Genomic DNA, 11,472 nt, shown 5'->3' with positions numbered 1-11,472 from the left:
TTAAATGCGGCAATTACCGGTTTTGCCTGAAGATATTCTCCAAGAGAGGCCACATGAAACCAAGCCAAAGGGCTCGGGCTTGCTTTCCGAAATGATTTTACCGCTTCAAAGGTGTTTTTTCTTCCATCTACGGCTAGCTTGAGCTTCGCAGATCTTTTACTGCCAATCTTCATCAGCCCATCAAGCAAAATCATTCCCAGGTTGTACAAAATCCTCATTGGGCAAAATTACATCAAAAATATTTCTTTGAGCAATCCCGGGTCTATTTCATGGCCTCCACTATACCTAAGTTCTTTAAAGTTGGCAAAACCCGCCTCTGAAAGCCGATTTTCTACTTGGGAGTAAATTTTGGATTGCAGAAAAGGGTCATTGTCTCCCAATGCTAAAATGATCTGGCTGCTGTTAAGCCTTTCAAACATTTGTGCAGTATCCAGGTCATAGGCAGGTGCACCGGCCCAAAAAACCACTTTATTGAGTTCAAGATTTAATTGGCAAACCCAACGGCTCATTGTGGCAGCCCCCTGTGAAAACCCCAATACATTTATTTGCGGTGTTTTTTCATATTTACTGAGCAGTTCATCCATCATTGCATTGAGGTAGGCATTGCTATTGGCAATGTCAATTTCCCGCTCGTGTTTGGTCATCCAATTGGCCCCAACCCTTCCTGAAAAGCCTTGAAGATAGAAGTGGTTGAGTCCTTCAGGAGCCACTATTAAAGTACTTTCATCAAATAATGGATTAAATTTTCTAAGAAAAAATTTAGGCAATTGGCCATATCCATGAAAAACAATCCAGACAGTGTTTTCTTCTCCTGTAGGCAACCGGCTAAGTGAAAAAGTATGCTTGGATTGAAAATGCAGCTCTTTTTGAACCATTACTCGTTTAAATTTTCAAGTTTATAAGGTAGCAGCTGATCAATCCCTTTAGCTTTTATAACCTTCCTATCTGCACGAAGCATCAATAACTCTATTGGACTGCCAAATTTCATTTCATATTCGCTAATGGTCTGTCTGCACAATCCGCATGGAGTAACTGTAGCCAGCCCTGTATTGTCGGCTTTCATGGCTGCTATTGCAAGTGTTAACGGTTTTAAGTTTGGGAAGTTGGCATGGGTATAGGTTAATAAAACCCTCTCTGCACAAATCCCTGCAGGGTAGCAAATGTTCTCCTGATTATTTGCCCAAAAGGTCTGTCCATCCGCTAATATTACAGCTGCACCTACCCGAAAATTAGAATATGGTGCATGGGCATTTTCTGTTGCCTTAATGGCCAGCTCAATTAATTGCGCTTGCCTTTCATCTAAATTTTCAGCGTTAATTAATTCCAAGGTATTGATATGGCTGACTTTTTTATTCTCCTTCATATTCAAATATATCAATTTTCTAATGAGTGAGTTTAGAAATCCGCTTACAGGAGGATAATGGGTTGTTTTAAAATTGGATATCCCTCAGCTATCCTATACACAAACAAATACCGCTACATATTTCAATCAACCTTCCATAAATTAATGTTAACCTATATTTACAAGCTTAATTTTTCAGTAATTTTTTTGGCTTTAGCCAAGATATTAAATTATTATAACTAACTTAATTGGTAATTCATCATTTCAAATAAGCCCAAAAGTAAAATCCTAGGGAAAAAATTAGCATTTTGGATAATATTTTAGGCCACTTCTATAAAATTACTAACTAAATTCTCCCTTTTGGATAAAAACTCGGGAATATTTGAATTGTATAATTTTCATCAATTAAATCTATTAATTCTATGAAGAAAATTTCTACCTACTATTTACTAATGGTGCTTTTTCTGATATTAAATGGGACACTTGTGGCCCAACAAATTAATATTCAGGGAAAAGTTACCGCTGCAGAAGACCCTGAAGGGCTTCCCGGAGTCAGCATTGTAGCCGAGGGCACAGGAACAGGTACAGTTTCTGATATCAATGGCAACTTTAGCATCAATGTACCGAATCAGAACACCGTATTGGTTTTCTCCTATATTGGCTATGCCTCACAATCTATTACTGTGGGTACGCAGAAGACCCTAAACGTAGTTATGGAATCCGAAGCAAAGGGCTTGGATGAATTCATTGTAACGGCATTTGGTATTTCACAGGAGAAAAAATCACTGGGTTATTCTGCTCAAAATATTGATGCCGAAGCCATTACCAAGGTAAAACAACCCAATCTTGTAAGTTCACTTCAAGGGCAGGCTGCAGGGGTACAGATAACCAATTCAGGTGGTGCTCCCGGTCAATCTGCACGAATCATCATCAGAGGAATTAATTCACTAGATCCTGGAGCCAATAACCAACCGCTTTTTGTAGTGGATGGAGTGCCGGTGGATAACTCTACCATAGAATCAACAGGTACCCCCAGGGGGCTATCCAATAGAATGGCAGACCTCAATCCCAATGATGTCGCTTCAATTTCTGTATTGAAAGGGGCAGCGGCTACCGCTTTGTATGGAGTGAGAGCAGCCAATGGTGCTGTAATTGTCACTACAAAGAAAGGCAAAGAAGGTGAAGTGAGGGTTAATTACAACGGTTCTGTTGGTTTTGAAACTTTGAACCAGCTACCAAAGTTACAAGACGAATATGGACAAGGTTTTAGTGGAGTGTACCAACCCAGTAGTTTCTGGCCTTCATGGGGAGCTCCTATTTCAGAGGTGCAGCAAACTGTTTCTGACCACAAATATCAAGACAACTGGAACAGGGCTTTTAACACAGGAGTGCAAATAGATAATAATATAAGTATTTCGGGAGGCAATGAAAAAGCTACCTTCTACGGCTCCTTCGGTAATTTAAAACAAGAGGGAATCATACCTTTTTCTACTTGGGGAAGAACCACTGCCAAACTATCCGGAAGTGTAAAGGTTTCTGAAAAGTTTAATTTCTCAGGATCTGTCAATTATAGCAACTCCGGAGGTAATAGGGTACCTCATGATCGTTTTATGGAACGGATGATGTATTGGTCTGAAACGACCGATGTACGAGATTATATCAATGAGGATGGTACCATGAGAACCTATTCCAATACCAACCCAATCTATGATGCGCGTTTTGCTACCTATGAAGACAATGTAAACCGGGTAATTGGAAACATTAACTTAAATTACATGCCTACGGACTGGTTGTCTTTTTCTTATCGACTAGGAAATGACTTCTACAGTGATCAACGGACAGAAATTACACCCGGACCAAAAGGCATTGATGGAGAAGTTCCGCTAAGCTCTACCGGATATTTAGAAGAGACCAGGATCAACAGCAGAGACCTTACTTCCAATTTCTACATTACCCTAAAAAAAGAATTTAGTACATCATTGAATACCAGCTTGAGGTTAGGAAATGATATTTTTGAGCGTAAATATGACAGGGTGACCGCTCGGGGAGAGAATTTTGTGATTCCGGAGTTTTACAATTTAAGTGCCGCTTCCCAAATTTTTGCCAGTCAAGGCAAGAGTATCAGAAGACTGGTAGGTTTTTATGGAGACCTGATGGTAGACTATAATAACTACCTTTTCCTAAATATTACAGGTAGAAATGATATCTCTTCTACCTTACCTAAGGACAATAATTCCTTTTTCTATTCATCTTTTAATTTGGGTTATGTGTTTAGTGAAAATATAGCCTTACCCTCCTGGTTCACCTTTGGTAAATTGAGAGCTTCATGGGCCCAGGTAGGTAAAGATACAGATCCGCATATTTTGGGTGCCACCTATGTTTCTCCTTCTATTTTTCCTTTGAATGGTCAGGTGGGATTTACCAGAAATTCGGTCTATGGAGATTTGGCCTTAAAGCCTGAACAAACCACATCCCTCGAATTTGGTTTACAAACAGCCTTTTTAGACAACAGGGCAAACTTTGATGTTACTTATTATAAGTCCAATGCTAAGGATCAAATTATCCCTGTTCCGGTATCGGATGCCACAGGCTTTTCATCCTATATCACCAATGCAGGAGAAATTCAAAACAGTGGGTTTGAGTTTATTTTAGGAGGAAGCCCCATTGAGTCCAATGACTTCAGTTGGAACATCAGTGCCAACTTGTCCATTAATAATAATGAGATTAAAGCTATCAAAGAAGGCATTGATGAGATCGTTGTTGGTAGCCAATACGGATATGCCGGATCTACTGTTACAATGAAATTGCTTGAAGGAGAAGCCTATGGAAATATTTTTGGAAGCTCTTACGAAAGATTAGGCGCTGATCCGGACAATATATTCCTGGACCGTAGCCTTCCTATAATAATTGGTACCAATGGTTTTCCGGTGAGAACAGGAAACCAACTTATTTTGGGTAACGCCGTGCCAAAATGGATTGGTGGCATTAGAAATGATTTCACCTATAAAGACTTTGAATTGTCCTTCCTAATCGACTTCAGAACCGGATTGGAACAATATAATCAGTACGCAAATTTCCTTTCTGCATTTGGTAAAAATGAATTTACTGAAGCACGTGAAGATTTTAGGGTTTTTGAAGGTGTGTTGGCAGATGGATCTACCAACACCAAGGAAGTATGGCTGGGCCAAGGCGAGGGTCCGGATGGAGTCAATTATGGCGCCGGCTATTGGAGAAACTACTACCGAACTACTAGTGAGAACTTTGTGAGCGATGCCAGTTTTATCAAATTACGAAACATCACACTAGCCTATAATTTAAACTCGAACTTGCTGGAAAACACTCCCTTTAGGACTGCTCGGGTTTCTGTTGCTGCCAATAATATCATTCTTTATACCCCTTGGGATGGATTTGATCCGGAATCCTTCTCTGCAGGTGCTGGTGGCAATGCTGTTGGTTTCACAGGGCTGGGTTATCCCGGTGTACAGAGCTTTTTCTTTAACCTGAACCTTGGACTATAAAAACTGCAACTATGAAAGCGATATATACTATATTTGGCCTGATGCTTTTTTTAGCGTTAAGCTCATGCGAGAATTTTCTCGATGTTAATGAAAATCCTAACAACCCACAGGATGCACCAATATCCGGGCTGATGACCAATGCCACCTATGAGACCTCTCTCAATGTGCAGGCCATTGGTAGCATCACCTCCAACTACGTCCAATACCTTGCCTCCCCAAATCCGGCAGGTGCTTCTGATATAATGGAGGCAAGTAATTATAGCGGTCTTTGGTTTGATTTATTCAACGTAATGACCGATTTGACAGATCTGATGCAAAAGGCCGAAGAAGAAGATGCCGGACACTACCTTGGGGCCGGACAAATCCTGATGGCATTAAACCTGGGAATGACTGTGGATGTATTTGGAGACGTTCCATACTCTGAGGGTTTTGATTTTAGTTCTGTTACTCCTACTTATGATGACGATGAAGCCTTGTATTCTGAAGTATTCAGCTTACTCGATCGAGGCATCCAAAACCTCTCCGGTACTACCTCTATTTCATTGGGAGATGACGACTTTATCTTTAATGGAGACGTTTCTTCTTGGATAAAATTCGGCAATATGCTTAAAGCCAGGTTTATGTTGCATACAAAAGGGACAACTACCTATGATCCCCAAGCTATTTTGACCGCTTTGGCTAGTGGCATGACGAGTAATGACGATGACGCCACGGTGATCTTCTTTGAACAGCGATTCAATCCTTGGGCACAAGTAGCCATAAACAATGAAAATTTGCTTTTAGACGGTTGGATATCTACTCAGTTTATAGAAACATTGGATGGAACATCCTATGAAGTAGTTGATCCACGGATGTCATTGATGATTGGTGCTACGGATGATGGAGAATACGTAGGAGTAACCAATGGAGCTGGCAGAGGAAATGCACCTGAGCAAGGTGCCAGATCCACCTTGATCCCCGGTCAATATTATACCTCTGAACAGTCTCCACTTTTAATCGCAACCTATGCTGAACAAAAGTTTATTGAGGCTGAAGTAGCTTTGGACTCCGATCCCCAGGCAGCCTACAGCGCTTACCTTGAAGGAATTGAAGCCCATATGGACATGCTAGAAGTAAGCGATGATGATAAAATGGCTTACCTCAATAGCCCGGAAGTGAGCATGGGAGCAGCATCACTTACACTGGATGACATCATGAAAGAAAAATGGGTAGCACTTTTTCTCCACCCTGAAACCTGGAATGATGCCAGAAGGTTTGATTATGGATACAAGGACATGACTTTGCCTGAAAACTTGAATGGTAATCTCAATGGACAGTATATCAGAAGACTGGCCTATCCAGACAATGAAGTGAGTAGGAATGGCAGTAACGTGCCTGATGTCACCCTACTGGATAGAATCTGGTGGGACGAATAAAAATTCCAGCCCCTCTATTTTGAAATAGAGGGGCTTTTATTATCAAATTTCCAGCCCAGAATGGGCGATATATTTATAGCCAAGGGTCTAACCGCTTATTTATTGAACATTATACCCAAGATTTTGTAAGTATTGTTGCAAAAAAACAACAATACCGCCAATATCACCTGAGGGAAAATTGGTAGAAAAATTGAGCAATAACCTTACCCCCATCATTGACCAGTAAATACCAAAATCACTTCCTAGATTGGCTAGAAAATATTACTTTTCCTATGGCTTAACAGCCAAATCGAAATGTATTCCGCAAAGACTTTTCCTATGAAAAACTGTAAATGGTTGTGCTTCTTGTTCTTCTTCTCCTGCACCGTCCAAAAAATCAATAAAACGGTGCGTACCTCTGATGTGTTTGAAAAAGGTCACATGGGCTTTATGCTATATGATCCGGTAAAGGACAAAACACTTGTAAAATTAAACGAGGCCAAATACTTTATCCCAGCCTCCAATACCAAAATATTTACCTTTTATTCCAGTTACAAAGCCTTGGGTGATGGGTATATCAATGGGCTAAACTATACCTACCAAGGAGATTCTCTTATTTTCTGGGGAACGGGAGACCCCTCACTTTTGCACCCTGACTTTAAAGACAGTACTGCAATCAATTTTCTTAAAAATGCAGACAAGAAGTTGTTTATGGTAAATAATTTTGAGCGGCTTTCGAGCTATGGGCCCGGATGGTCTTGGAATTGGTTTCCTTACTATTTTGCTGCCGAAAGATCCGCCATGCCCATTTATGGAAATGTTTTGCGCTATTCTAAAAAAGCTGAGTTAGCGGAAGCAACGCCCTATCCAAAATCAGTGCTTTTACCCCTAATGCCTTCCTCACAAACCCATTCCGGCAACTATTTTATTCAAAGGGACTTTGAGAAAAACACTTATGAATATGCCATAAATAAAGAAAAGGACAGCTTGGCCTTTGCGACTGATAAACCATTTATTACCTCTGCAAATTTGACCAGAAATCTCCTTCAGGAAGCAGTAGGAAAGCAAATTACACTCATAAAAGATACGGATTACTCCAAATCCTCACATGAAAAATTGCCTACTGTAAAGGCGGACAGTTTGTATGCCCAAATGATGAAAATCAGTGATAATTTTTTAGCAGAACAGCTGATGGTTCTTGTCTCTGATGCAGTCTTGGATTCAATCAATATCCGAGGGGGCATCTCCTATGCAAAGGAACATTATTTGGCAGATCTTCCTGATGAGCCCCAATGGGTGGATGGGTCAGGTCTTTCTCCACAGAATATGTTTACCCCTCGGTCAGTCATAAAGTTGCTGCATAAAATCCATACTGAAGTGCCTATGGAAAAAATCAAAGCCTACTTCCCGGCGGGTGGAGAATCCGGCACCATCCGCAACTGGTACCCTGCCGACCCCGGTCAGCCCGCATACATTTACGCCAAAACAGGCACCCTGGCAATGAGCACTGCTCTCAGTGGCTTTCTCCTTACCAAAAGTGGCAAAACCCTGCTTTTCAGCACCTTTTTCAACAATTACACCGGGAGTTCAAGCGTGCAAAAGAAGGAGTTACAAAAATTGCTTTATTTTATTCATGATAATTATTAATGAATAATTGTTAATTATTGTTGGTTAGTTGTTAATCGTTAAGTGTTAATGGTTAAGTGTTAATTATTAATGCTTTGGAATTTTGGGGTGAAATTTAGGATTTAGGCGGATAATATCAATTTAAAAATATAAAAACCAGTAACTTACAAGGAAATCGTGGACCGGCTTTATGCGCTTCAAAATCCAGAGAAAGTCATTTTTAAGAAAAAGAAATTTGGGATAGTCTCTAATAATTCTTTGGGGATTTACCATGCTGAATTAAAAAAGATAGCCAGGGATATCGGAAAGGACAATGAACTTGGCTTGCAGCTTTTTGATAGTGGTATTTACGAAGGGCGGATTTTATGTAGCAAAATATTTCGACCCAAGGACCTTACCGAAGCATTGATGGAAAAGTGGGTGAAGACATTTGAGAACTGGGAGGTTTGTGATAGCTTTTCTATGGGTTTATTTGCTAAAAGTGATTTTGCCCTAGAAAAGGTCTTTGAATGGACAAAAAGGAAACCTGAGTTTGAAAAAAGAGCAGGTTTCACAATTATGGCTGCCTTCTGCATGGCAGATAAACTGTCAGGAAATGCGGTTTTTGAATCCTTTTTTCCCATCATCATACGGGAGGCCAATGATGAAAGAATCTATGTGAAAAAAGCCGTGAATTGGGCTTTGCGCAATATTGGAAAAAGAAACCCCGACCTGAACAAAAAAGCTATCCTTGTAGCCCAAGAAATACTGGAAATTGAAAGCCCTGCGGCAAAATGGATTGCGAAGAATGCATTGAATGAGTTAAAGAAAGACAATATCAGAATGTCAGATTATCCAAGGGCTATCTATAGGGGGTAGATGGAAGGCTGTGTATAAAAATTTGCCAAAAATAAAATGGACAAATACCAAAATAAATACCGCGTAGGATCTATTCGTTTACCCGGATATGATTATCGTAAAAACGGTGCCTATTTTATAACCTTCTGTACAAAAAATAGGGGACATTTTTTTGGGAAAATTGTGGATGCTACGATGCAATTGAATGAATTAGGCCAAATCGCCCACAAATATTGGATGGAAATACCCAAACATTTTCCGTTTGTTAAATAGGCAAATTTCGTTGTGATGCCCAATCATACCCATGGTATATTGGTGATTAAACATGATCAATTCACCCCGATAGATTCGTTGCAATGCAACGTATCTACCGCGCCAACCAGACCCATAAATGAAAAAATGTCAAAAATATCACCTAAACCAGGCAGCATTTCAACGATTATTCGTTCCTACAAATCTGCTGTTACCAAACAGGCACGATTAATAAATGCCAATTTTTCCTGCCAGGCCAGATTTCACGACCATATCATCAGGAATTCTGCCTCATTCGAAAGAATTCAACATTACATTTCCACCAACCCATTGAATTGGAAAAAGGATAAATTTTCTGTTTAGGCTAAAATTAATAAATGATTTGACCCAATGAGTGTTAAATCAATTAAAACCCCATAAGAATTTTACCTATTGGATCCTTAGGCGTAAATTACATGACATTATTAATTGTAATTGGTAAGGTCCAAAATCAATATGGAGTCAATAAGTATTTTTGAAATTATAAAGGTAGGCATAGGACCGTCCAGCTCACATACCATGGGCCCTTGGAGAGCTGCCCTATTTTTTTTAGACCATTTAAGAAAAAATAATCAGCTTCATAAGGTCACTGAGATTTGTACCAGTCTCTTTGGCTCACTGGCCAAGACAGGAAAAGGGCATGGAACAGATATTGCCGTCATTCTTGGCCTCTCAAATGAAGATTTTAAGACCATTGACACTGATAAAATTGGTGAAAAGATTGAAGGAATTAAAAGTCAAGGTAGTATCTCCATTTCTGCTAAGCATTCCATCTATTTCAATTATGAAAGACACATCCTTTTTGATTACAGCAAAAGCCTGGAGTATCATCCAAACGGAATGCGATTTGAAGCCACATTAAAAGATGGTTCCTTAATATCTCAGGAATATTTCTCTGTAGGGGGAGGGTTTGTGGTGAAACAAAATACGGGACATGTGGCAACAAATCCCATAACCAGCAAGTACCCATGCTACTCCCAGAAAGACCTTTTAGACAATTGCAAGCGCTTAAATCTCAGCATTTCTGAACTGGTAATGCTCAATGAAACAGCTTGGCAAACTAAAGCTGAAACCAGAAAACAAGCCCTTTATATTTGGGAGGAAATAAAAAATTGCATTTTTAGAGGTGTTAATAAATCCGGAATACTACCCGGGGGGCTGAAAGTAAGGCGAAGAGCTTACGACCTGAACAAAAAGTTTTTGCAGGACCAAAATTTTGATAAGGTAGCTGACTGGATCAAAGCCATTAAAAATGGGCCAAAGGATTTTGATACCGTAAATAAATGGATAAGTGTTTTTGCTCTGGCCGTAAATGAAGAAAATGCTTCTTTTGGTAGGATCATTACTGCCCCTACCAACGGTGCCTCAGGCGTAATTCCTGCAGTAATGATGTACGCCCATTGTTTTACCACGAATTTTGGAGAAGATGAAATAGTGAAATTTATTCTCACTGCCGGAGAGATCGGTACCCTCTATAAAAAAGGGGCAACGATCTCTGCGGCTATGGGTGGCTGTCAGGCAGAAATAGGGGTATCCAGCTCTATGGCAGCAGGAGCACTAACTGAAGCGCTTGGAGGAACCAAAGAACAGGTGTGTCAGGCTGCCGAAATCGCCATGGAACACCACTTGGGCATGACTTGCGATCCCATCGGGGGCTTGGTACAGATTCCCTGTATTGAGCGAAATAGCATGGGGGCAATTAAGGCTATTACAGCCTCAAATATGGCTTTGGATAGCGACGCTTCTGCTGCACGCTTGAATTTGGACAATATTATTCGAGTAATGTGGGAAACGGCCCTTGATATGAAATCCAAATACAAAGAAACTTCCGAAGGAGGTTTAGCCAAAATTTCTGTAAATATTCCCGAATGTTAAATTGGGTCTATTCAAACTTTTTCAATTAAAGTTGGAATGGACCTTGCAAACCAAAATTGGATACACCAGCCAAAAATAGTATATTCCATCATTCATAATGTCACCTACAGATCAATTAATGAAGAAGAAGGTCATCAAAATACTCGCGTTGTTGGTTCTACAATTTTCTTTTTTAGCTCTAAGTGGATTTGCACAAGAGAGTGGAAAATTGTACAAAACTTACTGCGCAGGATGTCATGGAGCTAATTTAGAAGGCAATTCAGCCAGTTCCCTAATCAAAACGGCATGGAAATACGGTAGAAGCAGAAGCTTGATGACAAGAAATATCACTTTTGGGATTCCCGGAACAGAAATGATTGCCTGGAACCAGGTTTTAAATAAAGAACAAATTAGGTCTCTGGTGGATTATATTTCCGACGCACAGGAAATTCAACCGAATATCGATCGATCCATTCCACAGCATATCCAATCTGAAAAATATGATTTACAAATTGAGGAATGGGTAGTGGATGCGATCAAAACTCCTTGGGCCATTGAATTCGTATCCAAGGACAGTGCCCTTGTATCTGAACGTCGCGGAATGCTTCGC

10 protein-coding genes are annotated in these 11,472 nt (G+C 40.1%); 7 read left to right on the top strand and 3 right to left on the bottom strand.

Translation table 11 applies throughout. The features are described from left to right. From AAC037_RS09410 to AAC037_RS09400, 3 genes are all read right to left on the bottom strand, one after another. Positions 1-218: glycosyltransferase N-terminal domain-containing protein (locus tag AAC037_RS09410; RefSeq protein ID WP_339902752.1), on the bottom strand; the 218-nt coding region annotated here is incomplete at its 3' end. A gap of 9 nt (positions 219-227) precedes the next feature. After that, positions 228-875: an alpha/beta hydrolase gene (locus AAC037_RS09405; RefSeq protein ID WP_339902751.1), complete on the bottom strand. Its 648-nt coding sequence runs from the start codon at positions 873-875 to the stop codon at positions 228-230. Further along, a complete protein-coding gene (locus tag AAC037_RS09400) occupies positions 875-1,363 on the bottom strand; it encodes a cytidine deaminase (protein ID WP_339902750.1) in 489 nt (162 codons plus the stop codon). Before AAC037_RS09400 ends, AAC037_RS09405 begins: the two co-directional genes overlap by 1 nt. A gap of 401 nt (positions 1,364-1,764) precedes the next feature. On the opposite strand from AAC037_RS09400, the gene AAC037_RS09395 reads away from it, so the two are divergent. The 7 genes from AAC037_RS09395 to AAC037_RS09365 form a co-directional block, all read left to right on the top strand. Beyond that, positions 1,765-4,860 (top strand): SusC/RagA family TonB-linked outer membrane protein, encoded by a 3,096-nt coding sequence (locus AAC037_RS09395; protein ID WP_339902749.1) that lies wholly within the window; start codon positions 1,765-1,767, stop codon positions 4,858-4,860. Positions 4,861-4,871: 11 nt separating this feature from the next. Further along, positions 4,872-6,275: a SusD/RagB family nutrient-binding outer membrane lipoprotein gene (locus tag AAC037_RS09390; RefSeq protein WP_339902748.1), complete on the top strand. Its 1,404-nt coding sequence runs from the start codon at positions 4,872-4,874 to the stop codon at positions 6,273-6,275. Positions 6,276-6,593: 318 nt separating this feature from the next. Further along, positions 6,594-7,901 carry a D-alanyl-D-alanine carboxypeptidase gene (locus tag AAC037_RS09385; protein WP_339902747.1) on the top strand — a complete coding sequence of 436 codons (1,308 nt, stop codon included), beginning with the start codon at positions 6,594-6,596 and terminating at the stop codon, positions 7,899-7,901. 156 nt (positions 7,902-8,057) lie between these two features. Further along, a complete protein-coding gene (locus AAC037_RS09380) occupies positions 8,058-8,738 on the top strand; it encodes a DNA alkylation repair protein (RefSeq protein ID WP_339902746.1) in 681 nt (226 codons plus the stop codon). A gap of 36 nt (positions 8,739-8,774) precedes the next feature. Then, a complete protein-coding gene (locus tag AAC037_RS09375; protein WP_339902745.1) occupies positions 8,775-8,990 on the top strand; it encodes a hypothetical protein in 216 nt (71 codons plus the stop codon). 474 nt (positions 8,991-9,464) lie between these two features. Further along, the gene (locus tag AAC037_RS09370; protein WP_339902744.1) at positions 9,465-10,883 is read left to right on the top strand and encodes an L-serine ammonia-lyase; all 1,419 of its coding nucleotides are present in this window, start codon (positions 9,465-9,467) and stop codon (positions 10,881-10,883) included. 118 nt (positions 10,884-11,001) lie between these two features. Next, a partial coding sequence (locus AAC037_RS09365) for a cytochrome c (protein ID WP_339902743.1) occupies positions 11,002-11,472 on the top strand: 471 nt, incomplete at its 3' end.

This window comes from uncultured Cyclobacterium sp. (assembly GCF_963976465.1).
Taxonomy (GTDB): domain Bacteria; phylum Bacteroidota; class Bacteroidia; order Cytophagales; family Cyclobacteriaceae; genus Cyclobacterium.
Note: the sequence above shows the minus strand (reverse complement) of the source record. Positions and strands in the feature narration are given on the sequence as shown.

What these genes read in the sequence shown, in the direction of transcription:
- AAC037_RS09405 (WP_339902751.1), bottom strand. Translation starts at nt 875, where the DNA reads ATGGTTCAAAAAGAGCTGCATTTTCAATCCAAGCATACTTTTTCACTT.
- AAC037_RS09400 (WP_339902750.1), bottom strand. Translation starts at nt 1,363, where the DNA reads ATGAAGGAGAATAAAAAAGTCAGCCATATCAATACCTTGGAATTAATT.
- AAC037_RS09395 (WP_339902749.1), top strand. Translation starts at nt 1,765, where the DNA reads ATGAAGAAAATTTCTACCTACTATTTACTAATGGTGCTTTTTCTGATA.
- AAC037_RS09390 (WP_339902748.1), top strand. Translation starts at nt 4,872, where the DNA reads ATGAAAGCGATATATACTATATTTGGCCTGATGCTTTTTTTAGCGTTA.
- AAC037_RS09385 (WP_339902747.1), top strand. Translation starts at nt 6,594, where the DNA reads ATGAAAAACTGTAAATGGTTGTGCTTCTTGTTCTTCTTCTCCTGCACC.
- AAC037_RS09375 (WP_339902745.1), top strand. Translation starts at nt 8,775, where the DNA reads ATGGACAAATACCAAAATAAATACCGCGTAGGATCTATTCGTTTACCC.
- AAC037_RS09370 (WP_339902744.1), top strand. Translation starts at nt 9,465, where the DNA reads ATGGAGTCAATAAGTATTTTTGAAATTATAAAGGTAGGCATAGGACCG.